Below are 22,361 nucleotides of genomic sequence, written 5' to 3'. Positions count from 1 at the left end.
TCAGGCGTTCTCCTTGGTGCCCTCGCCCCGGAGGGCGATGGCGTACATCTCGTCGGCGTCGAGGCGGCGCAGTTCCTCGGCGATCAGTTCGGATGTGGCGCGGACCTTCAGGGCGAGGGTGCGCGGCGGCTGGCCCGGCAGGGTCAGCGTGGCCAGGGGGCCCGCGGGGCGGTCGACGACGATCTCGCCGTTCGCGGTGCCGAGGCGTACGGCCGTCACGAAGGGGCCGGCGCTGTGCACCCGGTCCACCGGGACGCCCAGGCGGGCCTGGAGCCAGCGGGCGAGCAGCTCGGCGCTGGGGTTGTCGGCCTCCGCCTCGACGGCCGCCGAGGTCACCTTCACCCGGGCCTGGTCCAGGGCGGCGGCCAGCATCGACCGCCACAAAGTCAGCCGGGTCCAGGCGAGGTCGGTGTCGCCGGGCGCGTAGTTGCGCATGCGGGACTCCAGGACCTCCAGTGGCCGGTCGACGGCATAGAGATCGGTGATCCGGCGCTGGGCGAGCGCGCCCAGCGGGTCCTTCGCGGGTGCCTCCGGCGCGTCCACCGGCCACCACACGACCACCGGGGCGTCCGGCAGCAGCAGCGGCAGGACCACCGAGTCGGCGTGGTCGGAGACCTCGCCGTAGGTGCGCAGCACGACCGTCTCGCCGGTGCCGGCCTCGGAGCCGACCCGGACCTCCGCGTCCAGCCGGGAGGCGGTGCGGTCGCGCAGGGTACGGGCGTGCCGCTTGATGACGACCAGGGTGCGCGAGGGGTGCTCGTGCGAGGCCTCCTCGGCCGCCTTGATCGAGTCGTAGGCGTTCTCCTCGTCCGTGACGATGACCATCGTCAGGACCATGCCCACGGCCGGCGTACCGATGGCGCGGCGGCCCTGCACCAACGCCTTGTTGATCTTGCTTGCCGTGGTGTCGGTCAGGTCGATCTTCATGGCCTGCGCCAGCTCCGTCCGTCTCGTGCGAGCATCTCGTCGGCTTCCCTCGGTCCCCAGCTGCCCGACGCGTACTGCGCCGGCCTGCCGTGCGCCGCCCAGTACTCCTCGATCGGGTCGAGGATCTTCCAGGACTCTTCCACTTCCTGGTGACGGGGGAACAGGTTGGCGTCGCCCAGCAGCACGTCCAGGATGAGCCGCTCGTACGCCTCCGGGCTCGACTCGGTGAACGACTCGCCGTAGGCGAAGTCCATCGACACGTCCCGGATCTCCATCGACGTGCCCGGCACCTTCGAGCCGAAGCGGACCGTCATGCCCTCGTCCGGCTGGACGCGGACGACGATCGCGTTCTGGCCCAGCTCCTCGGTGGCGGTGGAGTCGAACGGGGAGTGCGGGGCCCGCTTGAAGACCACCGCGATCTCGGTGACCCGGCGGCCGAGCCGCTTGCCGGTGCGCAGGTAGAAGGGGACGCCCGCCCAGCGGCGGTTGTCGATGCCCAGCTTGACCGCGGCGAAGGTGTCGGTCTTCGACTCGGGGTCGATGCCGTCCTCTTCGAGGTAGCCGACGACCTTCTCGCCGCCCTGCCAGCCGGCCGCGTACTGCCCGCGCACGGTGTGCCGGCCCAGGTCCTCCGGCAGGCGCACCGACTTCAGCACCTTCAGCTTCTCGGTGAGCAGCGCCTCCGCGTCGAACGCGATGGGCTCCTCCATGGCGGTGAGCGCCATCAGCTGGAGCAGGTGGTTCTGGATGACGTCCCGGGCGGCGCCGATGCCGTCGTAGTAGCCGGCCCGGCCGCCGATGCCGATGTCCTCGGCCATCGTGATCTGCACGTGGTCCACGTACGACCGGTTCCAGATCGGCTCGTACATCTGGTTGGCGAAGCGCAGCGCCAGCATGTTCTGGACGGTCTCCTTGCCGAGGTAGTGGTCGATCCGGAACACCTGGTCCGGCTCGAACACCTCGTGCACGATCGCGTTCAGCTCGCACGCGCTGTCCAGGTCGTGCCCGAACGGCTTCTCGATGACCGCGCGGCGCCAGGAGCCCTGCGGCGGGCTCGCCAGGCCGTGCTTCTTCAGCTGCTGCACGACCTTCGGGAAGAACTTCGGCGGCACCGAGAGGTAGAAGGCGAAGTTGCCGCCGGTGCCGCGGGAGGCGTCCAGCTCCTCGACGGCGTCCTTCAGCTGCTTGAACGCGGTGTCGTCGTCGAAGTCGCCGGGGATGAACCGCATGCCCTCGGCGAGCTGCTGCCACACCTCCTCGCGGAACGGGGTGCGGGAGTGCTCGCGCACGGAGTCGTGGACGACCTGCGCGAAGTCCTGGTCCTCCCACTCGCGGCGGGCGAACCCGACGAGGGAGAAGCCCGGCGGCAGCAGACCGCGGTTGGCCAGGTCGTAGACGGCCGGCATCAGCTTCTTGCGGGACAGGTCGCCGGTCACCCCGAAGATGACCAGTCCCGACGGGCCGGCGATGCGGGGGAGCCGGCGGTCGCGGGCGTCCCGCAGCGGGTTCTCCCAGTCGGCGGCCGGACCCACCGGGACCCGCACCGCCTCGGGTGCGGACGCCTGCGGTGCGGACGCCTGCGGCTCGGGTGCCTGCGGTGCGGGCGCCTCGGCGGAGGGCGCGTTGCCGGAGGGCGCGTTGTCGGAGGGTGCGTTGTCGGAGGGTGCGTTGTCGGTCATCGGGCGTCAGCTCCCTTGCTCTTCAGGGACGAGGCCACGGCGTCCAGCAGGTCCTGCCAGGCCGCCTCGAACTTGGCGACGCCCTCGTCCTCCAGCTGCTGGACGACCTCGCGGTAGGAGATGCCGAGCCGTTCGACGGCCGCCAGGTCGGCGCGGGCCTGCGGGTAGCCGCCGGTCACCGTGTCACCGGTGATCTCGCCGTGGTCGGCGACCGCGATCAGCGTGGCCTCCGGCATGGTGTTGACGGTGCCCGGGGCGACCAGCTCGTCCACGTACAGGGTGTCCTTGTACGCGGGGTCCTTCACCCCGGTGGACGCCCACAGCGGGCGCTGCTTGTTCGCCCCGGCACCGGCGAGCGACAGCCAGCGGTCGGAGGCGAAGACCTCCTCGTAGGCCTCGTAGGCGAGGCGGGCGTTGGCGAGGGCCGCGCGGCCCTTGAGGGCGAGGGCCTCGTCGGTGCCGAGGGCGGTCAGCCGCTTGTCGATCTCGCTGTCGACGCGGGAGACGAAGAAGGACGCCACCGAGTGGATCGTGGCGAGGTCGACGCCCCGCTCGCGGGCCTTCTCCAGGCCGGCCAGGTAGGCGGCCATGACCTCGCGGTAGCGCTCCAGCGAGAAGATCAGGGTCACGTTGACGCTGATGCCGAGGCCGACGACCTCGGTGATCGCCGGCAGGCCCGCCCGGGTCGCCGGAATCTTGATCATCACGTTGGGCCGGTCCACCAGCCAGGCCAGCTGCTTGGCCTCGGCGACGGTTGCCCCGGTGTCGTGGGCGAGGCGCGGGTCGACCTCGATGGAGACCCGGCCGTCCCGGCCGCCCGAGGTGTCGTACACGTCACGCAGGATGTCGGCGGCGTCGCGCACGTCCGCGGTCGTCATCATCCGTACGGCCTCGTCGACCGTCACACCCCGTACGGCGAGGTCGGCCAGCTGCTCCTCGTAGCCCTCGCCGGAACCGATGGCGGCCTGGAAGATGGACGGGTTGGTGGTGACACCGACGGCGCTTCCGCTCGCCACCAGCTCGGCGAGGTTGCCCGAGGTGATCCGCTTGCGGGACAGGTCGTCCAGCCAGATCGACACGCCCTCGTCGGCGAGGCGCTTGAGGGCTCCCGGGGTCGCGATTGCTTCGGTCACTGTGCTCATCTTTCTCTGTGTCGGTGTCAGGCGCGCGCCGCGGCGAGCGACTCGCGGGCCGCGGCGGCGACGTTCTCGTGGGTGAAGCCGAACTCGGCGAACAGGGTCTTGGCGTCGGCGGAGGCACCGAAGTGCTCCAGCGAGACGATGCGTCCCGCGTCGCCGACGTAGCGGTACCAGGTCAGGCCGATACCGGCCTCGACCGCGACCCGGGCCTTCACGGCCGGCGGCAGCACCCGTTCGCGGTACTCGCGCGGCTGCTCCTCGAACCACTCCACGGACGGCATGGACACCACCCGCGTGCCGGTCCCCTCGGCCTCCAGCAGCTCGCGCGCGGCCACGGCCAGCTGCACCTCGGAGCCCGTCGCGATGATGATCACCTCCGGGACCTCCGTCGAGGACTCGCGCAGTACGTAGCCGCCCTTGGCCGCGTCCTCGTTCGGCGCGTACACCGGCACGCCCTGGCGGGTGAGCGCGAGCCCGTGCGGGGCGGGGTGCGTGGCGTGCCTCTTCAGGATCTCGGCCCAGGCGACCGCGGTCTCGTTGGCGTCCGCCGGGCGGACGACGTTCAGACCCGGGATCGCGCGCAGCGAGGCCAGGTGCTCGACCGGCTGGTGGGTGGGGCCGTCCTCGCCGAGACCGACCGAGTCGTGCGTCCACACGTAGGTCACCGGCAGCTGCATCAGCGCCGACATCCGGACGGCGTTGCGCATGTAGTCGGAGAAGACGAGGAAGGTACCGCCGTAGATCCGGGTGTTGCCGTGCAGGGCGATGCCGTTCATCGCCGCGGCCATGGAGAACTCGCGGATGCCGAAGTGCACGGTACGGCCGTACGGGTCGGCCTCGGGCAGCGGGTTGCCCTTCGGCAGGAAGGAGCTGGTCTTGTCGATGGTGGTGTTGTTGGAGCCGGCGAGGTCGGCGGAGCCACCCCACAGCTCCGGGAGGACCGGACCGAGCGCCTGCAGGACCTTGCCGGAGGCGGCGCGGGTGGCGACCGACTCGCCCTCCTCGAAGACCGGGATGCCGTCCTCCCAGCCCTCGGGCAGCTCGCCCTTGGCGACGCGGTCGAAGAGCTCGGCCCGCTCGGGCCGGGCGGCACGCCACTCGGCGATCCGCTTGTCCCAGGCCGCGTGCGCCTCGGCGCCCCGGTCCAGGGCCCGCCGGGTGTGCCGCAGGACCTCGTCGGCCACCTCGAAGGACTGCTCGGGGTCGAAGCCGAGGACGCGCTTGGTGGCGGCGATCTCCTCGGCGCCGAGCGCGGAGCCGTGGGCGGCCTCGGTGTTCCGGGCGTTCGGGGCGGGCCAGGCGATGATCGTGCGCATCGCGATGATCGACGGCCGCTCGGTCTCCGCCTGCGCGGCCTTCAGCGCCGCGTACAGCGCGTGCACGTCGACGTCGCCGTTCTCCTCCGGCTCGATGCGCTGCACGTGCCAGCCGTAGGCCTCGTAGCGCTTCAGCACGTCCTCGGAGAAGGCGGTCGCGGTGTCGCCCTCGATGGAGATGTGGTTGTCGTCGTAGAGGAAGACCAGGTTGCCGAGCTTCTGGTGGCCGGCGAGGGAGGAGGCCTCGGCGGAGACGCCCTCCTGCAGGTCGCCGTCGGAGACGATCGCCCAGACGGTGTGGTCGAAGGGGGAGTCGCCCTCGGGGGCCTCGGGATCGAACAGGCCGCGCTCGTAGCGGGCGGCCATCGCCATGCCGACGGCGTTCGCGACGCCCTGGCCGAGCGGGCCGGTGGTGGTCTCCACACCGGCGGTGTGCCCGTACTCGGGGTGGCCCGGCGTCTTCGAACCCTGGGTGCGGAAGGCCTTCAGGTCGTCCAGCTCCAGCTCGTACCCGGCGAGGAACAGCTGTGTGTACAGGGTCAGCGAGGTGTGGCCGGGGGAGAGGACGAAGCGGTCACGGCCGGTCCACTCGGGGTCGGCCGGGTCGTGTCGCATCACCTTCTGAAAGATCGTGTACGCGGCAGGCGCCAGGCTCATCGCGGTGCCCGGGTGCCCGTTGCCCACCTTCTGTACCGCGTCGGCCGCCAGAATCCGGGCGGTGTTCACGGCGCGCCGGTCGAGGTCGGTCCACTCGAAGCTGTCGGAAGTCTGGGTGGTCATCTTCAAGAAATCCTCGTTCGGTACGGGATGGCTGGCCGGACGCGTTCAAACTTAAAAGTCTGACTTTTTCGAAGAAAGGTCGGGGTGTGTCAGCCTGTGGTGAATCTGGGACAGTGATCACGCGACAGGGACGGCACGAAAAGGACATGACAGCCATAAGAGGCCAAGACGGCGACGGCGGGGGCCGAGCCGGTGGCGACAGCGGCCGTGCGGGCGGTGGCGATGGCGGCCGTGCGGGCGGTGGCGATGGCGGCCGTGCCACCGGTGGCGACAGCGGTCCGGCCGAGGCTGACGGGGTCAGCGAGGCTGACGGGATCAGAACCTTCCCCTTCCCTGCCGAACTGGCCGTCGGTGGCGTCGGCATGCAGGTCGGCCCCATGGGCACCGACCACACCTGGCACGCCGACGCCCCCCTGCACCGCGTCCACCGCATCGACTTCCACGTGGTCATGCTCTTCACCGACGGCCCCGTACGGCACATGATCGACTTCACCGAGTACCAGGCCGACGCCGGTGACCTGCTGTGGATCCGCCCCGGACAGGTCCACCGGTTCTCCCGCGAGTCCGTGTACCGCGGAACCGTCCTGACCATGCAACCCGGCTTCCTGCCCCGTGCCACCGTCGAGGCCACCGGCCTGTACCGCTACGACCTGCCGCCCCTGCTGCACCCCGACCCGGCGCAGCTCACCGCGCTCCAGGCGGCCCTCGACCAACTGCGCCGCGAGTACGAGGACACCGCCACGCTCCCGCTCAGCCTGCACACGGCCGTCCTGCGGCACACCCTGACCGCGGCCCTGCTGCGCCTCGCCCACCTCGCCGCCAGCTCCGCGGAGACCTCACGCGGGCACACCGACAGCACCTTCACCCGCTTCCGGGACGCCGTCGAGCGGGGCTTCGCCACCAACCACAGCGTCAGCGCCTACGCCGACGCCCTCGGTTACTCCCGCCGCACCCTGGTCCGCGCCGTCCGCGCGGCCACCGGCGAGACACCGAAGGGCTTCATCGACAAACGGGTCGTCCTGGAGGCCAAACGCCTCCTCGCCCACACCGACCTGCCCATCGGCCGCGTCGGGGCGGCCGTGGGCTTCCCCGACGCGGCCAACTTCTCCAAGTTCTTCCACCTGCACACCGGGCAGACGCCGGTGGGGTTCCGGGCGGAGCTGCGGTAGGCCGTACCCTCCGCGGTGCCGGACCCCGTCGCCGGCGTCCCCGCCCGCGCATCCGGCGGCATCCCGTGAGCCGGCCCGGGAGGGAACCGGCCTACCGCACCGGCTCGCCGGTCAGCCAGGGCATCCGGTGGACGAGGGTGTCGCGCATCCGCGTCAGGGACTCGATGCGCTCCTGGAGTTCGGCCACCCGGCGTGCGCCCACCTCGTGGTGCGACGCGCAGGAATCCGAGTACGCGAACACCTCCGGCAGGCCGCTGTCGAGGTAGCGGACGAAGGACTTCACGTTCTCCACCGTGAACCCGGACGCGAGCAGGTCCCGCACCTTGCGGACCCGGGTGACCGCCTCCGGCCCGTACACCCGGTACCCGGCCGCGGTCCGCCCCGGATCCAGCAGACCCCGCTCCTCGTAGTACCGCAGGGTCCGGGTCGTCGTACCCGTCGTCGAGGCGAGTTCACCGATGAGCATCACAACCGCCCCCAACACCCAGCCGGACCACGGTCTTCCCGGTGTACCGGCCGCGCACCAGGTCGGCCAGCGCGGCCGGGGCCCCGGCCAGGCCGTCGACCACCGTCTCGTCGTACCCGATCGATCCGTCCCGCGGCCAGCCCCGGAACCGCTCCGCGAACTCCGCCGCCATGTCCTGGTGTTCGCGGACCGTGAAGCCGCGCAGGGTCAGCCGTTTGGCGATGACGGTCATCGGATCGCCGGGCCCGGGATCGGGCAGTCCCGTGGACTGCCGGTGCAGGGCCCCGCACAGGGCGATCCGGCCGTGCTCGTTCATCACCTCGACCGCGGCCCGCGGCTGCTCACCGCCGACGTTGCCGAAGTGGACGTCGATACCGTCGGGTGCGGCCTCGCGGAGCCGGTCCAGGACGGGGCCGTCGTGGTGGTCGAAGGCCGCGTCGAAACCGAGCCGTTCGGTCAGGTACGCGACCTTCGCCGCCGAGCCGGCGCTGCCGATCACCCACCGCGCCCCCATCAGCCGGGCGATCTGCCCGGCCAGACCGCCGATCGCGCCGGCCGCGCTGGACACGAACACCGTGTCCCCCGGCCGGAGCCGGGCCGCCTCCACGAGGCCCGCATAGGCGACGAGCCCGAAACCGAGGTGCAGGGAAGGGGTCGGATAGGCGTCCCGGTCGACCCGCCGGAACGCCCCGGCGTCGGCCACCGCGTACTCCCGCCGGCCCAGCCGGTGCACCACCAGGTCGCCCGGGGAGAGGGCAGGGTGGGCGGAGACGAGGACCTCGCCCACCGCGTCCCCGTGCATCGGCGCACCGATCTCGTAGCGGGGGAGCGGCAGCCGGGCGTCCTCCGCCATCAGCAGCAGCATGCCGGGGTCGAGGGAGAGGAACAGGTTGCGGACGAGGACCCGGCCCGGTGCCGGTTCCGGTACGGGCACTTCGGTCGGCTCGATGTCGCCGGGCGCGGGCAGTCCGCGCGGGCGGGCCGTGAGGCGGGCCTGGAGGCCCGTACGGGAAGGGGCCGGTGTGGTCGTCATGCCGGCGACGCTAGGGGTTGACGCATGCGTGAAGGTCAACTCCCCGGCGCCGCCGGTTCCGTGCCCTCTCAGTGACCGAAGTCGAACCAGTTCACGTTCACGAAGTCGGCCGGCTGGCCGCTGGTGAAGGTGAGGTAGACGTCGTGCGTGCCGGTCACGGCACCGATGTTGGCCGGCACCGTCCGCCAGGACTGCCAGCCCCCGGTGCTGCCCACGGCGAAGCTGCCGACGGGTGCGTTGGTACGGCTGTCCAGGCGCACCTCGACCAGTCCGCTGACCCCGTTCGCCGCGCCGCTCGCCACCCGCGCGTAGAACTGCCTGGCCGCCGGGGACCCGAAGTCGACGCCCTTGTACAACGCCCAGTCGCCGTTCGCGAGGGACCCGATGTCCTGCCCGCCGCCGGTGTCCGTGGTGGTCTCCGCCACGACGCCGGACTGGCCGTCGTAGGACTCGGCCTGGATGGCGCTGTAGGCGTCCCGGTTGCCGGACGGCGGGGGAGTGGTGCCGCCGCCGGAGGACTGCAGGACCTGCACGTAGTCGACGGCCATCGGGTGGCCCGGCTCGGTCCCGCCGTCCGGGCCGCCGCCGAACGCGTCCGGGAAACCGCCACCCATCGCGACGTTGAGGATGAGGAAGTAGCCGTGGTTGGTGGCGTTCGCCCAGGTCGTCGCGTCGACCTGGTTGGCCCGCACGGTGTGGAAGGTGACGCCGTCGAGGGAGAAGCGGATCTCCTCCGGGCTGGTCGAGCGGTCCCACTCCATCGCGTAGGTGTGGAAGCCGGCCTGACAGGTGGTGCCGGTGCAGGAGGTGGAGTTGCCGATGCCGGAGGTCTCGTTGCACGGGCCGCCCGGGTTGGTGCCGCAGTGCATGGTGGCCCAGTCGGTGTTCAGGCCCTGGACGTTCTCCATGATGTCCAGCTCGCCGACGCCCGGCCAGTTCCAGTAGTTGCCGCGGAACGGCGCGCCGAGCATCCAGAACGCCGGCCAGTAACCCTTCGCCGCCGCGCCGGTGACGTTGGGCATCTGGATCCGCGCCTGCACGCGCAGCTTTCCGCCCGCCGGGGGCCGGAAGTCGGTGCGGGTGGTCTCGATCCGGCCGGAGGTCCAGTGGCCGACGGAGTCGCGGCGCGGGGTGATGAGCAGGTTGCCGTTGCCGTCCAGGGAGACGTTGCCGGTGCTCGACGTCATCGTCTCGACCTCGCCGGTGCCCCAGTTGGCGGCTCCGCCGGGGTACGAGGTCCCCGTGTCGTACTGCCAGTTCGCGGTGTTCACACCGGAGCCGGCCGCGCCGTTGAAGTCGTCCGCGAAGACCTGCGTCCAGCCCGCGGGCGGGGCGGGCGCGGAGGCGTCGGCGGGCGCGGTGGCGGCCGTGGCGAGGGCCGCCGCGAGGCAGAGTGTGGCGGCGACGGCGCCGAACACCCGGCGCAGCGGGCGGTGCGACGGGCGGGGTCTGGGGATGCCGGAGGGTGCGCTCATGGGGAGCCTCTCGGGTACGAAGGGTGCGAGGGAGGCGTGAGAGCGCTCCCATGCGCTGGCGTGAGAGCGCTCTCAACGGTGCCGCCAATGTGCTCCCCGCCCCGGTGACCGTCAACCCTTGAAGCAAGGAAAGTCCGTGTGGGCACGCGGAGTTCAGGCGGTGAAGCCGCCCGTCTCCGCTCAGACCGTGCGGTCCGGCGGGCGTCCGTCACATCGAGGAGGAGGGGGCCGATGAGCGTGCCGGCGCGCCGCGCCGGTCGTGGCACTGCTACTAGGGTGCAGACGTGGAGAAAGGTGCGGGCGTGAGGCTGACGATTCTGGGCGGCGGCGGATTCCGGGTCCCCCTGGTGTACGGCGCGCTGTTGACCGACCGCGCCGAGGGGCGGGTCACCGAGGTGGTGCTGCACGATCCGGACGAGCGCCGGCTGCGTGCGGTGAGCCGGGTCCTGGCCGAGCAGGCCGCCGGCATCCCCGACGCGCCCACGGTGACCGCCACCACCGACCTGGACGAGGCGCTGCGCGGCGCCGGCTTCGTCTTCTCCGCGATCCGGGTCGGCGGTCTCGCGGGAAGGGCGGAGGACGAACGGGTCGCGCTCGCGGAAGGCGTGCTGGGCCAGGAGACCGTCGGCGCGGGCGGGATCGCCTACGGGCTGCGCACGGTCCCCGTCGCCGTCGACATCGCCCGGCGCGTGGCCCGTCTCGCCCCGGACGCCTGGGTCATCAACTTCACCAACCCGGCCGGCCTGGTCACCGAGGCCATGTCCCGCCACCTCGGCGACCGCGTCATCGGCATCTGCGACTCCCCGGTGGGCCTGGGCCGCCGGATTGCCCGCGTCCTCGGCGCCGACCCGGACGAGGCCTTCGTCGACTACGTCGGCCTCAACCACCTCGGCTGGGTGCGCGGCCTCCGGGTCGCCGGACGCGACGAACTGCCGCGCCTGCTGGGCGACCCCGCGCTGCTCGGCTCCTTCGAGGAGGGCAGGCTGTTCGGCCCCGACTGGCTGCGCTCCCTCGGCGCGATCCCCAACGAGTACCTGCACTACTACTACTTCAACCGGGAGACGGTCCGCGCCTACCAGGAGGCCGAGCAGACCCGGGGCGCCTTCCTGCGCGACCAGCAGGCCCGGTTCTACGAGGAGGCGGCCGACACCGGCCGCTCCGCCCTGCGCGCCTGGGACCGCACCCGCGCCGAGCGCGAGGCCACCTACATGGCCGAGAACCGGGAGAGCGCCGGCGCGGGCGAACGCGAGGCCGAGGACCTGTCCGGCGGGTACGAGAAGGTCGCCCTCGCGCTGATGCGGGCCATCGCCCGGGACGAGCGTGCCACCCTGATCCTCAACGTCCGCAACCGCTCCACCCTGCCCGTCCTCGACGCCGACGCGGTCGTCGAGGTCCCGTGCCTGGTCGACGCGAGCGGCGCCCACCCGCTCGCCGCCGACCCGCTGCCCGCGCACGCCACCGGCCTGGTGTGCTCGGTCAAGGCCGTCGAGCGCGAGGTGCTGGCCGCCGCCGAGTCCGGTTCCCGGACGACCGCCGTGAAGGCCTTCGCCCTGCATCCGCTGGTCGACTCGGTCACGGTGGCCCGCCGGCTGGTCGAGCGCTACACCGAGGTCCACCCGGGCCTGGCGTACCTGGGATGAGCACGAGGACCGCCCCGGGCGAGCCGCGCGCGGGGTGCGCGCAGGCCCGTCCGACGGGACGGGCCCGTACCGTCGGGGGAGGTGCCCCGACCGGGGGGCGGGGCTCCGCCCGATGCGGGGCCGTGCACGGCGCCGGACAGCCCCCACCTCCCTGGTACCCGACGGCGCCCTGCGGGCTGTGGGGCCTGGCCTCCCGCCGGGGGCCCCGGCGGAGCCGCCGGCTCCGGACCTGAGGGCCGCGGTGCCCCGGATCTGCCCGATGCACGGATCTGCCCGATGCACGGATCTGCCCGATGCGCGGATCCGCCCGATGCGCGGATCCGTCGCACGGTCGGGAGCAACCGCAGGCGAGCGGCCACGGCGGACCCGCGCCCGGCGCGGTACCTAGAGCGGCAGCACCTGGGCCGCCTGCACAGGCGCCGGCACGGCCGGCAGCAGAACGTCGGGCGACTCCCCCCGCTGCCGAGGAAGCGTCGCGGGTGACAGCGGGCGCGGCCCCGACACCACCGTGTAGTCCTGCCCCAGGAACGGCGGCTCGATCACCCCGGGGTCCTCGCCCAGCGCCAACCGCACCGCCGCCCAAGGGGCGTTCACCCCGCAGAGCGACAGCTGGTGCAGCCCGCCCGCGGGCCTCGTGTTGACGTCCAGCAGCACCGGGCGGTCGCCGAGCACGCGGAACTGGATGTTGGACAGGTGGTGCAGGCCGAAGCCCTCCGCGATCAGCCGGGCCGGCGCCAGCCACCGCTCGTCCAGGGTGAAGCCCCGGCGGCGGCCGTTCTTGGTACGGCCCACCGCGAGCCGTACCCGGTTGTCCGGCCCGGTCAGGCAGTCGACGGACACCTCGGGCTGCTCCAGCCGGGGCATCACCAGCCAGTCCACCGGCGCCTCGGCCCGCCGCAGCGCGTCGAGGACCAGGTCCAGCTGGACGTGGGGGCCGGGGAAGCCGGTCAGGTGCGCGAGCGAGAAAGGGGACCGGGTGATCACCCGGAAGCCCACACCGCCCGCACCGGCGGCGGGCTTGAAGCACGCCCGGTGCCCGGACGCCTCCAACTCCTCAACGGCCGCGAGGAGTTCGTCCGCCGTCCGGACCCGGTGCCACGGCGGGACCGGCACGCCCACCGAGCGCACCGCCTCGTACGCGGTCGCCTTGTCCTCGAAGACGGCGACCGCCTGGGGCGTCGGCGCCAGCAGCGCCGTACCGGCCGCCGCGAAGTCGGCGCGGTGCGCCACGATCGCGGCCTGGTGCAGCCGGGGCACGAACACGTCGATGCCGCGCCGGACGCACTGGTCGAGGGCGTACTCGACGTACGCGGCCGGTGACAGGTCCTCCGGCTCCAGGTCGGCGGTGTCGGCGGCGGCCAGCACGGGCGAGTCGGGGTCGCCGTGCGTGGCGTGGATCTCGACCGCGCGATCGCTGGGATTTCTGCGCAGCTGATCCATGAAGAACACGTTCTCCGCGTACGTGCGGTTGAGCCAGACGCGTACGCGAGAGAGCATGCAGGCCGCCTTTCGGGGGTGTGCGGGCAGGGCGGAGCGGCCCGTGCCCGGGCAGGGGGGAGGAAGGGTCACCAAACGGCCCCGTCGAAAGGGGAGTTGAGGGCGCTGGTGTCGGGGCGATCATACGGCTTTCCCGAGGCCGCTCGTGCAACGCGGGTGTCACGGTTTTCCGGCCCTGTTGATCACGGACAGAGCCGTGGCCACGGGCGAAGCCATCGGCAAGATCGTGCGTGCGGTCGTCGGCGTGACGCGGGACGGCGCGGGCGCGGCGCGGTGAGGCGCGGGCGCAGGGCGGTGAGGCGCGGGCGCGGACCGGCGTGACGCGGTACCGCGCGGGCGCGGACCGGCAGTCCGTGCCGACCCGCCGGAAGCTGACACGCGGACAGGATCCCCTTGTCCCGGGGCCGGTCGATGTGTTCTCGTTGTGTCATCGGATGATCGGAAGGGGTGCGCGGGTGGAGTCGACGGCCGGGGCCGGACAGCTGCTGGCCATCAGCGACCTGCACATCAGCTATCCGGACAACCGCGCCCTGATCGAGGGCATGCGTCCGCAGAGCGACGAGGACTGGCTGATCGTGGCCGGGGACGTCGCGGAGACCGTGGCCGACGTCCGCTGGGCCCTCGGCACGCTCGCGAGCCGCTTCCGCAAGGTGCTGTGGGCACCCGGCAACCACGAACTGTGGACCCATCCGAGCGACCCGGTCACCCTGCGCGGCGTCGCCCGCTACGAGCATCTGGTCGAGGTCTGCCGCGAGCTGGGCGTCGTCATCCCGGAGGACCCCTACCCGGTGTGGCACGGCCCCGGCGGCCCGGTCGTCGTCGCCCCGCTCTTCCTGCTGTACGACTACTCGTACCTGCCGGCCGGCTCCACCACCAAGGCCGAGGGCCTGGCCTACGCCGAGAGCACGGGCATCGTCTGCAACGACGAGTTCCTGCTGCACCCCGACCCCTACCCGACCCGTGAGGCCTGGTGCCGGGCGCGGGTCGCCGAGACCGAGCGCAGGCTCGCCGAGCTGCCCGCGGACCTGCCGACGGTGCTGGCCGGCCACTGGCCGCTGCACCGGCACCCCACCGAGGTCCTGTGGCACCCCGAGTTCGCCATGTGGTGCGGCACCACGCTGACCGCCGACTGGCACCGGCGGTTCCGCGTCGCCACCATGGTCTACGGCCATCTGCACATCCCCCGCACCACCTGGCAAGACGGAGTCCGCTTCCTGGAGGCCTCCGTGGGATACCCGCGCGAGTGGCGCAAGCGCCCGGACCCCCCGGGGAGGCTGCGCCGCGTTCTCCCGATGGAGGTCGAAGCAGGTGATCGAGGAGCTGCTCCCGGAGTCGGTCGTGGCCGTGGAGGCACGGGCTGACGACCCGCTGTGGGAGACCCCGCTCTACCCGGCGGAGGAGGCGCTCGTCGCCCGCTCGGTGGCGAAGCGGCGGCGCGAGTTCGCGGCCGTGCGCGGGTGTGCCCGGCGCGCGATGGAGAAGCTCGGCGTGCCGCCGCAGCCGGTACTCAGCGGCGAGCGGGGTGCTCCCGGCTGGCCCGACGGGATCGTCGGCAGCATGACCCACTGCGACGGGTACTGCGCCGCCGCGCTGGTCCGCGCCGCCGACCTCGTCTCCCTCGGCATCGACGCCGAACCGCACGGTCCGCTGCCGGAGGGCGTCGGCGCCTCGGTCTTCCTGCCCGCCGAGGCGACCAGGCTCGACCAGCTGGCCGCGCGGTGGCCCGCCGTGCACTGGGACCGCCTGCTGTTCAGCGCCAAGGAGTCCGTCTACAAGGCGTGGTTCCCGCTCACCCGCAAGTGGCTGGACTTCTCCGAGGCCGACATCACCCTCCGCCCGGACGCCGGCGGCGACCAGTACGGCACCCTGCACGCCGAACTCCTCGTCCCCGGCCCCGTGATCGACGGCCACCACCTCCAGACCTTCGAGGGCCGCTGGGCGGTACGGGAGGGCGTGGTGGCCACGTCGGTGGTCATACCCCACACCTGACCGACCCGGCCCGCCCCGACACCACCCGCCCGGCGCTCCCGGCACCGCTCCACCGCCTCTGCGCCGACCCGGCACCACCGGCGTTCCCCGGCACCGCTCCACCGGTGCTCCGGGCGCGCTGTGGCCCCGGCACCGCCCCGCCGGACCACCGCCTCCGCCTCGGCACAGCTCCGCCGCCACCGGCGCCCCCGACACCGCTTCACCGGCGCTGTCCCCGACACCACCCGCCCGGCGCTCCCGGCACCGCTCCACCGCCTCCGCGCCAGCACCGCTCTACCGTAGCCACCGCCACCGCCTCCGCGTCGGCACGGTCCACCGCCATCGGCACCCCCGGCACCGCTCCACCGGCGCCCCCGGCACCGCGGCCTCGCCCGCCCCCGGCACAGCCGGCCCGCCCCCGGCACAGCCGGCCCGCCCCCGGCACAGCCACCCCGGCCGCCCCCGGCACTACTCCACCCGCGCGTTCCCGGACGGGTCGGACCCGGCGGCCACGGCGGCACCGGCGGTCCGCAGGGCCCGGCCGGTCCCACCGGCGGCCCGGTCACCCCCCGGGACGCGGGGCAGGTGTCACCGGGACGGGGTCCGGCCCCCGGCGTGCCTCGGGGACGGGGTCCGGTCCCGGTGTGTCCCCGGGACACGCGCGGGGCCGGCGCGCCCCCGGACGGAGTCGGGGCGGGGTGTGTCCGCCGGACGCAGGCGGGGCCGGTGTGGTGCCGGAAGGGGATCGGGGCGGACGGGTCTCCCGACCGGGGCGGAGGTGCGGACCCGCCGGAGGCTCACGCCGGCGGGGGGCACCAGTCGCGCAGGAGCCGGAAGAACGCCTCCTCGTTGCCCGCGAGGCCCGCGCGGGCCAGGGCCTGTTCCGCCTCGGCGAGGACGCTGGGCGGAACGACGGCGGGACGCGCCTCGTGCGGTGGCCCGTCGAAGGCGGCCCGCACCGTGTGCAGCAGCCGCAGGTAGGCCTGGACGGCGGTACGCTCACGGTCGGTCAGTACGGCGGTGGGCATCGGTCGGCTCTCCCCGAGTAGGCGTCACGGTCACGCGCCCTGCGGCGCACACCCCCCAGCTTGCCGCCCACCACTGACAACGCCGTCTGGCTCCGCGCCCGTTAGCCCGCTTAGCCGAGGCGGAAACGTTCCGGAACCATCCGTCCAGGAACCGTCCGCCCCCGCACCGGCCCCCGCGTCACGATTCGGGCCGCTTCACGCTCTCCAGGAGCATGTCCAGCCATTCGGCGACCTTGTCCCGATGCTGGTCCGTGGGCAACTGCGCGGCCCGCCAGGCGATTCCGCGCACACCGTGGTCCTGCAGCAGCCGCTCCAGCGGATCCTCCGCGGTCTCCGCGGCGGCCCGCTCCCGGTCCGCGAGCTTCTGCAGCAACTCCTGCTCGGTACGCTGCAGCGCACCCGCCAGCGCCTCCGGGTCCTCCGCGGTGAGGAACCCGGCGTGCACCCGGAAGAACCGCTGCAACGCGTCGCAGTGCTCCATGGTGGGCCGCCGGTCGCCGTTGATCAGGGCGCCGGCCTGCTGGCGGGACATGCCGGCCCCGTCGGCGATCTCCTGCTGGGTGTACTTGCGGCCGTTCGGTTTCAGCCGCGTGCGGCGCAGCAGGTCCAGGCGCTGCAGGAAGCGGGCCTGGACGTCCGGCTCGCCCGCGGGCCGGCCGCTCAGCAGGGCCCTCACCACCGGCTCCGGCACCCCGCAGGCGGTGGAGAGCCGCCCGACGTCGAAAACCTCGGTATGCGGCACACCGAGGCGGTCGGCGAGCGCGGTGACGCGGGCGACGACGGCCGGCAGCTGGGCGGTCGCCGAGGCGCCCGGATCCTCGTAGCCATCCGTCACCGACAGAACTCCTACGTCTCTAGAGGGCTTCAGATGCGGCCGTGCTTCTCACGAGCGATCGCCGTGAACTTCCCGGAGAGTAGCCGGTGTCTCGAACTCACATCCAGGTGTCGCCACAACTGTGGCGAATTTCAGCCGTCAACCGGCACGAAATGCCACGATAGTTGACACGACTCTTGCCGGGGCAGCAGGATCGCATCGCCGCGAGAAAGGCCGCAGAGGCAAGAGGGGTGACCTCCCGATGGCACATCAGGCAGGAGGGCAGCGGCCGGCACCGCGGCCCGTCCCCGAGACCTGCGAGACCCAGGCTTACCTTCAGGACTACGGAGCGCTGCTGGAGTACCTCGCCTGTCCGTCGCTGGTCGTGGACCGCCACTGGAACGTGGTCATGGCCAACAGCGCGTTCGAGACACTTTTCCAGGGCGTGCGCCCCCATCCGACGGCCATGCCGGGCGAGAACTTCCTCAGGTTCGTCCTCTTCCATCCCGACGCGGGCGAGATCCTCGGCGAGCACGAGCCCGGCTGGTGCCTGCCCATGCTGGCCCAGATCCGGTCCGCACTGGAGACGCACGCCCACGACCACGAACTCCAGGCACTGCGCCGGGAGATCGCCCAGGACCCGATCATGGAGGCCGCCTACCGGCAGGGCCTGCCGCACTGGATCCGGGCCGTCGGCGAGGCCGCGACCCGTCTCGACGGCGCCGTGCGCCTCCTGCACCACCCGGACCCGCGCCGCGGGCGCACCGAGTGCCGCATCGTGGAGGAGACGTCGCAGCCCCTGCTGGAGCTGGGTTACCGGCGTCTGACGATGATCCTGCGTGACCCCCGCCGGTCCGCCGCCCCGGTACGCCGGCAGCGCCGCCCGCGGGGCGCGCCCTCCCACCTGGCGGTCGTCCCGTCACCCGGGAACTGACCCGGCACCGTCGGCGTTCAGGTCGCCGACGGCGCCGGGCCGGCACACCACCCCGCCCCCCACCCGGCCCCCAGCCGCACCCGCCACGCTCCTCCGGCACTCCGCTTCTCCGGCACTCCGCCTCTCCGTTACGCAAGCCGTTTGCATCGCTTGCGCTACTCTTGCGCGCATGACGCGACGACTTGCGGAAGTGGCGAAAAAGGTCGGGGTCAGCGAGGCCACCGTCAGCCGGGTGCTCAACGGCAAGCCCGGGGTCTCCGAAGCCACCCGGCAGGCGGTGCTCACCGCCCTCGACGTCCTCGGCTACGAGCGCCCCACCCAGCTGCGCGGCGAACGCGCCCGGCTGGTCGGCCTCGTCCTGCCCGAGCTGCAGAACCCCATCTTCCCGGCGTTCGCCGAGGTCATCGGCGGCGCCCTCGCCCAGCTGGGGCTGACCCCCGTGCTGTGCACGCAGACCAAGGGCGGGGTGTCGGAGGCGGACTACGTCGAGCTGCTGCTCCAGCAGCAGGTCTCCGGGGTCGTGTTCGCCGGCGGTCTCTACGCCCAGGCCGACGCGCCGCACGACCACTACCGGCTGCTGGCCGAGCGGAACATCCCGGTGGTGCTGGTCAACGCGGCCATCGAGGACCTCGGCTTCCCCGGCGTGTCCTGCGACGACGCCGTAGCCGTCGAACAGGCCTGGCGGCACCTGGCCTCCCTCGGTCACGAGCGCATCGGCCTGCTCCTCGGCCCCGGCGACCACGTGCCCTCGGCCCGCAAACTGGCCGCCGCCCGGGAGATCGCCGGCGATCTGCCCGAGGAGTTCGTCGCACGCGCCATCTTCTCCCTGGAGGGCGGTCACGCCGCCGCCTCCCGGCTGATCGACCGGGGTGTCACCGGCATCGTCTGCGCCTCCGACCCGCTGGCGCTCGGCGCCGTACGGGCCGCCCGCCGCAAGGGGTACGACGTCCCGGGCCGGATCTCGGTCGTCGGCTACGACGACTCGGCGTTCATGAACTGCACCGAGCCCCCGCTGACCACCGTCCGCCAGCCCATCGAGGCCATGGGGCGCGCGGCCGTGGAGCTGCTGAACGCGCGGATCGGCGGCACCGCGGTACCCGCCGAGGAGCTGCTGTTCGAGCCCGAGCTGGTGGTCCGCGGCTCCACCGGGCAAGCCCCGCGCGGCTGAAATCGCAAAGATCCAGTCAGCTGTCCAACAATTGCAAATTCTGCGCGACATCTTGCGGGACCGCTGTCGGCGGTGCTTGAGTGTGCGGCGCCCACCGCTGCTGCCACGAGTGCCATGAGGGGTCCACCGATGAGAAGCACCGGGTTCCGCCGTACCGTCCTCGCGATCGGCGTCTGTTCCTCGCTCGCCCTCGCCGCCACCGCCTGCGGGTCCGGGGACGGCGGCTCGGCGGGCGGCAGGACGCGTATCACCGTCAACTGCGAGCCGCCGAAGAGCGCCAGAGTGGACCGCGCCTTCTTCGAGGAGGACGTCGCCGCGTTCGAGGACGCGCACCCGGACATCGACGTCGTCGCGCACGACGCCTTCCCCTGCCAGGACCCCAAGACCTTCGACGCCAAGCTCGCCGGCGGCCAGATGGAGGACGTCTTCTACACGTACTTCACCGACGCGCGGCACGTCGTCGACATCCGCCAGGCCGCCGACCTCACCCCGTACCTCAAGGAACTGAAGCACTACGACAGCGTCCAGAAGCAGCTGCGGGACATCTACACCGTGGACGGCAAGGTCTACGGCATCCCGCGCACCGGCTACTCCATGGGTCTGATCTACAACCGTGCCCTCTTCCGGAAGGCCGGCCTGGACCCCGACAGGCCCCCCGCCACCTGGGAGGAGGTCCGCGCCGCCGCGAAGAGGATCGCCGCCCTCGGCGGCGGCACCGTCGGCTACGCCGACTACAGCGCGCAGAACCAGGGCGGCTGGCACTTCACCGCCGAGCTGTACTCCCAGGGCGGCGACGTCGTCAGCGCGGACGGCGAGAAGGCCACCGTCGACACCCCAGAGGGCCGCGCCGTCCTGCGGAACCTGCACGACATGCGGTGGACCGACGACTCGATGGGCAGCAAGCAGCTCCTCGTCATCAACGACGTGCAGCAGATGATGGGTTCGGGCAAGCTCGGCATGTACCTCGCCGCCCCCGACAACATCCCGATCCTGGTCAAGGAGAAGGGCGGCAGCTACAAGGACCTCGCCCTGGCCCCCATGCCGGGCGGCGAGGGCACCCTCATCGGCGGCGACGGCTACATGTTCGCCAAGCACGACACGCCCGCCCAGATCCGCGCCGGCCTCAAGTGGCTCGACCACATGTTCCTCACCCCCGGCAAGGGCTTCCTCGGCGACTACGCGCGCGCCAGGAAGCACGACGCCCCCGTCGGCCTGCCCGAGCCGCGCCTGTTCACCGGCGCAGCCGACGCCACCGACCAGCGGGCCAAGAAGGCCAACGCCAACGTCCCGGTGGGGAACTACCAGGCGTTCCTCGACGGCAACCACAGGCTCCGGCTGAAGATCGAGCCGCCGCACGCCCAGCAGATCTACTCCGTCCTCGACTCCGTCGTCTCCGCCGTCCTGACCGAGAAGGACGCCGACACCGACCAGCTCCTCAAGGAGGCGTCCGGGAAGATCGACAGCGTTCTGGCCCGGAGCTGACCGCCATGACGAAGACGGCCGAGCGACGGCCCCCGACGCGGGCCACCGCCCACCCGGTCCCGGCGCCGCCACACGCGGGGGAGCGCAGGCGCCGCCTGATCGACCAGGCCCGCGCCTACGGCTTCCTCCTCGGCGGCCTGATCTGCTTCGCCCTGTTCTCCTGGTACCCGGCGATCCGCGCGGTCGTCATCGCCTTCCAGACGTACACCCCGGGCTCCCCGCCCGAGTGGGCCGGCACCGCCAACTTCACGCGGGTCCTGCACGACCCCGAGTTCGCCGCCGCCTGGCGCAACACCCTCACCTTCACCCTGCTGGCCCTGCTCATCGGCTTCGCGATCCCCTTCGTCCTCGCCCTCGTCCTCAACGAACTGCGGCACGCCAAGGCCTTCTTCCGGGTCGTGGTCTACCTGCCGGTGATGATCCCGCCGGTGGTCAGCGCCCTGCTGTGGAAGTGGTTCTACGACCCCGGAGCCGGCCTCGCCAACGAGACGCTGCGCTTCCTGCACCTGCCGACCTCCACCTGGTCCAACGGCACCGACACCGCCCTGGTCTCGCTGGTCGTCGTCGCCACCTGGGCCAACATGGGCGGCACCGTCCTCATCTACCTGGCCGCGCTCCAGTCCATTCCCGGCGAGCTGTACGAGGCCGCCGAACTGGACGGCGCGAACCTCCTCCAGCGCGTCCGGCACGTCACGGTCCCGCAGACCCGGTTCGTGATCCTGATGCTGATGCTCCTCCAGATCATCGCCACCATGCAGGTGTTCACCGAGCCGTTCGTCATCACCGGCGGCGGCCCCGAGAACGCCACCGTCACCGTCCTCTACCTCATCTACAAGTACGCCTTCCTCTACAACGACTTCGGCGGCGCCTGCGCCCTCAGCGTGATGCTCCTGCTGCTGCTCGGCGTCTTCTCCGCCCTCTATCTGCGGCTCACCCGCAGTGAGGAGGCCACCGCGTGAGCACCCGCACCCTCGTCTCCCCGGCCGCCCTCGCCCGCCCACGCGGAAAGGCCGTCTACTGGACGGTGTTCACGACCGTCCTCGTCCTCTTCGCGCTCGCCTTCCTCTTCCCCGTGTACTGGATGGCGACCGGCGCGCTGAAGTCCCCGGACGAGGTGGCCCGCACCCCGCCGACGCTCGTGCCCCAGCACTGGCACACCGGCGCCTACACCGACGCCTGGGACCTCATGCAGCTCCCGCAGCACCTGGGGAACACGCTCGTCCAGGCGGCCGGTGCCTGGGCCTTCCAACTGGTGCTCTGCACGGCCGCCGCCTACTCCCTGTCCCAGCTGAAGCCGGCCTTCGGCAAGGTGGTCCTCGGCGGCATCCTCGCCACCCTCATGGTGCCGGCACAGGCCCTGGTCGTCCCCAAGTACCTGACCGTCGCCGACCTGCCCCTGATCCACACCAGCCTGCTCAACGACCCCCTCGCCGTCTGGCTCCCGGCGGTCGCCAACGCCTTCAACCTCTACCTGCTCAAACGGTTCTTCGACCAGCTGCCGCGCGAGGTGCTGGAGGCCGCCGAGATCGACGGCGCCGGCCGGCTCCGGACCCTGTGGTCCGTCGTCCTGCCCATGTCCCGTCCGGTGCTCGGCGTGGTGTCGATCTTCGCGCTGGTCGCCGTCTGGCAGGACTTCCTGTGGCCGCTGATGGTCTTCTCCGACACGGCGAAGCAGCCGATCAGCGTGGCCCTGGTCCAGCTGTCGCAGAACATCCAGCTCACCGTGCTCATCGCCGCGATGGTGATCGCCAGCGTTCCGATGGTGGCGCTGTTCCTCGTCTTCCAGCGGCACATCATCGCCGGGATCAGCGCGGGCAGCACCAAGGGCTGATACCGCGCGCCCCTC

The 22,361-nt window shown here is 72.3% G+C and carries 19 protein-coding genes; 9 read left to right on the top strand and 10 right to left on the bottom strand.

Going from position 1 to position 22,361, the window contains the following annotated elements; all coding sequences use genetic code 11:
- Genes opcA through tkt form a run of 4 tightly spaced genes read right to left on the bottom strand, consistent with a single transcriptional unit; the run spans window position 1 to window position 5,841 of the window.
- Entirely contained in the window at window positions 1-927 is a 927-nt protein-coding gene (opcA, locus tag ACZ7N4_RS13040) for a glucose-6-phosphate dehydrogenase assembly protein OpcA (RefSeq protein WP_471357351.1), read from the bottom strand.
- Window positions 924-2,606: a glucose-6-phosphate dehydrogenase gene (gene zwf, locus ACZ7N4_RS13035; protein WP_471357349.1), complete on the bottom strand. Its 1,683-nt coding sequence runs from the start codon at window positions 2,604-2,606 to the stop codon at window positions 924-926. The genes opcA and zwf overlap by 4 nt, the downstream gene beginning before the upstream one ends.
- A complete protein-coding gene (tal, locus tag ACZ7N4_RS13030) occupies window positions 2,603-3,748 on the bottom strand; it encodes a transaldolase (protein WP_471357346.1) in 1,146 nt (381 codons plus the stop codon). Before tal ends, zwf begins: the two co-directional genes overlap by 4 nt.
- Before the next feature lie 17 nt (window positions 3,749-3,765).
- Window positions 3,766-5,841 (bottom strand): transketolase, encoded by a 2,076-nt coding sequence (tkt, locus tag ACZ7N4_RS13025; RefSeq protein ID WP_471357342.1) that lies wholly within the window; start codon window positions 5,839-5,841, stop codon window positions 3,766-3,768.
- 146 nt (window positions 5,842-5,987) lie between these two features.
- Here tkt and ACZ7N4_RS13020 point away from each other — a divergent pair, with 146 nt between their 5' ends.
- Window positions 5,988-7,010, top strand: a complete 1,023-nt coding sequence (locus tag ACZ7N4_RS13020; protein ID WP_471357339.1) for a helix-turn-helix domain-containing protein — start codon at window positions 5,988-5,990, stop codon at window positions 7,008-7,010.
- A 91-nt stretch (window positions 7,011-7,101) separates the two neighbouring features.
- Here ACZ7N4_RS13020 and ACZ7N4_RS13015 read toward each other — a convergent pair whose 3' ends face one another.
- The 3 genes from ACZ7N4_RS13015 to ACZ7N4_RS13005 form a co-directional block, all read right to left on the bottom strand.
- Window positions 7,102-7,476, bottom strand: a complete 375-nt coding sequence (locus ACZ7N4_RS13015) for a MerR family transcriptional regulator (protein WP_471357336.1) — start codon at window positions 7,474-7,476, stop codon at window positions 7,102-7,104.
- A complete protein-coding gene (locus tag ACZ7N4_RS13010; protein WP_471357333.1) occupies window positions 7,463-8,509 on the bottom strand; it encodes a zinc-binding dehydrogenase in 1,047 nt (348 codons plus the stop codon). Before ACZ7N4_RS13010 ends, ACZ7N4_RS13015 begins: the two co-directional genes overlap by 14 nt.
- Window positions 8,510-8,577: 68 nt before the next feature.
- Window positions 8,578-9,984 carry a glycoside hydrolase family 16 protein gene (locus ACZ7N4_RS13005; RefSeq protein ID WP_471357330.1) on the bottom strand — a complete coding sequence of 469 codons (1,407 nt, stop codon included), beginning with the start codon at window positions 9,982-9,984 and terminating at the stop codon, window positions 8,578-8,580.
- Window positions 9,985-10,286: 302 nt separating this feature from the next.
- Here ACZ7N4_RS13005 and ACZ7N4_RS13000 point away from each other — a divergent pair, with 302 nt between their 5' ends.
- Window positions 10,287-11,624, top strand: a complete 1,338-nt coding sequence (locus ACZ7N4_RS13000; RefSeq protein WP_471357327.1) for a 6-phospho-beta-glucosidase — start codon at window positions 10,287-10,289, stop codon at window positions 11,622-11,624.
- 384 nt (window positions 11,625-12,008) lie between these two features.
- Here ACZ7N4_RS13000 and ACZ7N4_RS12995 read toward each other — a convergent pair whose 3' ends face one another.
- Window positions 12,009-13,121, bottom strand: coding sequence for an ATP-grasp domain-containing protein (locus ACZ7N4_RS12995; RefSeq protein WP_471357325.1), 1,113 nt, complete (start codon window positions 13,119-13,121; stop codon window positions 12,009-12,011).
- Between the two features lie 455 nt (window positions 13,122-13,576).
- Here ACZ7N4_RS12995 and ACZ7N4_RS12990 point away from each other — a divergent pair, with 455 nt between their 5' ends.
- Together ACZ7N4_RS12990 and ACZ7N4_RS12985 are read left to right on the top strand one after the other, a co-directional pair.
- Complete coding sequence (locus ACZ7N4_RS12990; RefSeq protein WP_471357323.1) at window positions 13,577-14,482, top strand: metallophosphoesterase family protein; 906 nt, start codon at window positions 13,577-13,579, stop codon at window positions 14,480-14,482.
- A complete protein-coding gene (locus tag ACZ7N4_RS12985) occupies window positions 14,430-15,110 on the top strand; it encodes a 4'-phosphopantetheinyl transferase family protein (RefSeq protein ID WP_471357320.1) in 681 nt (226 codons plus the stop codon). Before ACZ7N4_RS12990 ends, ACZ7N4_RS12985 begins: the two co-directional genes overlap by 53 nt.
- 776 nt (window positions 15,111-15,886) lie before the next feature.
- Here the strand turns inward: ACZ7N4_RS12985 and ACZ7N4_RS12980 are convergent.
- Together ACZ7N4_RS12980 and ACZ7N4_RS12975 are read right to left on the bottom strand one after the other, a co-directional pair.
- Complete coding sequence (locus tag ACZ7N4_RS12980) at window positions 15,887-16,117, bottom strand: hypothetical protein (RefSeq protein ID WP_471357317.1); 231 nt, start codon at window positions 16,115-16,117, stop codon at window positions 15,887-15,889.
- Between the two features lie 178 nt (window positions 16,118-16,295).
- Window positions 16,296-16,952 (bottom strand): helix-turn-helix domain-containing protein, encoded by a 657-nt coding sequence (locus ACZ7N4_RS12975; protein WP_471357315.1) that lies wholly within the window; start codon window positions 16,950-16,952, stop codon window positions 16,296-16,298.
- Window positions 16,953-17,193: 241 nt separating this feature from the next.
- Between ACZ7N4_RS12975 and ACZ7N4_RS12970 the strand changes: the two genes are divergently transcribed.
- The 5 genes from ACZ7N4_RS12970 (at window position 17,194) to ACZ7N4_RS12950 (ending at window position 22,346) form a co-directional block, all read left to right on the top strand.
- Window positions 17,194-17,865 (top strand): MmyB family transcriptional regulator, encoded by a 672-nt coding sequence (locus ACZ7N4_RS12970; RefSeq protein WP_471357312.1) that lies wholly within the window; start codon window positions 17,194-17,196, stop codon window positions 17,863-17,865.
- A gap of 169 nt (window positions 17,866-18,034) precedes the next feature.
- Entirely contained in the window at window positions 18,035-19,033 is a 999-nt protein-coding gene (locus tag ACZ7N4_RS12965) for a LacI family DNA-binding transcriptional regulator (RefSeq protein ID WP_471357309.1), read from the top strand.
- 129 nt (window positions 19,034-19,162) lie between these two features.
- The gene (locus tag ACZ7N4_RS12960) at window positions 19,163-20,515 is read left to right on the top strand and encodes an ABC transporter substrate-binding protein (protein WP_471357307.1); all 1,353 of its coding nucleotides are present in this window, start codon (window positions 19,163-19,165) and stop codon (window positions 20,513-20,515) included.
- Window positions 20,516-20,520: 5 nt separating this feature from the next.
- Complete coding sequence (locus ACZ7N4_RS12955; RefSeq protein ID WP_471357305.1) at window positions 20,521-21,474, top strand: carbohydrate ABC transporter permease; 954 nt, start codon at window positions 20,521-20,523, stop codon at window positions 21,472-21,474.
- Complete coding sequence (locus ACZ7N4_RS12950; protein ID WP_471357304.1) at window positions 21,471-22,346, top strand: carbohydrate ABC transporter permease; 876 nt, start codon at window positions 21,471-21,473, stop codon at window positions 22,344-22,346. Before ACZ7N4_RS12955 ends, ACZ7N4_RS12950 begins: the two co-directional genes overlap by 4 nt.
- Window positions 22,347-22,361 lie beyond the last annotated feature (15 nt).

The organism is Streptomyces sp. NPDC107654, from assembly GCF_055639035.1.
The sequence above is the reverse complement of the archived record's forward strand: the minus strand, read 5'-3'. Positions and strand labels throughout refer to the sequence as shown.

Coding starts and splice junctions, on each gene's coding strand:
- ACZ7N4_RS13005 (WP_471357330.1), bottom strand. CDS start 9,984: ATGAGCGCACCCTCCGGCATCCCCAGACCCCGCCCGTCGCACCGCCCG.
- tkt (WP_471357342.1), bottom strand. CDS start 5,841: ATGACCACCCAGACTTCCGACAGCTTCGAGTGGACCGACCTCGACCGG.
- ACZ7N4_RS12965 (WP_471357309.1), top strand. CDS start 18,035: ATGACGCGACGACTTGCGGAAGTGGCGAAAAAGGTCGGGGTCAGCGAG.
- ACZ7N4_RS12980 (WP_471357317.1), bottom strand. CDS start 16,117: ATGCCCACCGCCGTACTGACCGACCGTGAGCGTACCGCCGTCCAGGCC.
- ACZ7N4_RS13020 (WP_471357339.1), top strand. CDS start 5,988: ATGACAGCCATAAGAGGCCAAGACGGCGACGGCGGGGGCCGAGCCGGT.
- ACZ7N4_RS12955 (WP_471357305.1), top strand. CDS start 20,521: ATGACGAAGACGGCCGAGCGACGGCCCCCGACGCGGGCCACCGCCCAC.
- ACZ7N4_RS12960 (WP_471357307.1), top strand. CDS start 19,163: ATGAGAAGCACCGGGTTCCGCCGTACCGTCCTCGCGATCGGCGTCTGT.
- tal (WP_471357346.1), bottom strand. CDS start 3,748: ATGAGCACAGTGACCGAAGCAATCGCGACCCCGGGAGCCCTCAAGCGC.
- ACZ7N4_RS13010 (WP_471357333.1), bottom strand. CDS start 8,509: ATGACGACCACACCGGCCCCTTCCCGTACGGGCCTCCAGGCCCGCCTC.
- zwf (WP_471357349.1), bottom strand. CDS start 2,606: ATGACCGACAACGCACCCTCCGACAACGCACCCTCCGACAACGCGCCC.
- ACZ7N4_RS13015 (WP_471357336.1), bottom strand. CDS start 7,476: ATGCTCATCGGTGAACTCGCCTCGACGACGGGTACGACGACCCGGACC.
- ACZ7N4_RS12995 (WP_471357325.1), bottom strand. CDS start 13,121: ATGCTCTCTCGCGTACGCGTCTGGCTCAACCGCACGTACGCGGAGAAC.
- opcA (WP_471357351.1), bottom strand. CDS start 927: ATGAAGATCGACCTGACCGACACCACGGCAAGCAAGATCAACAAGGCG.
- ACZ7N4_RS12970 (WP_471357312.1), top strand. CDS start 17,194: ATGGCACATCAGGCAGGAGGGCAGCGGCCGGCACCGCGGCCCGTCCCC.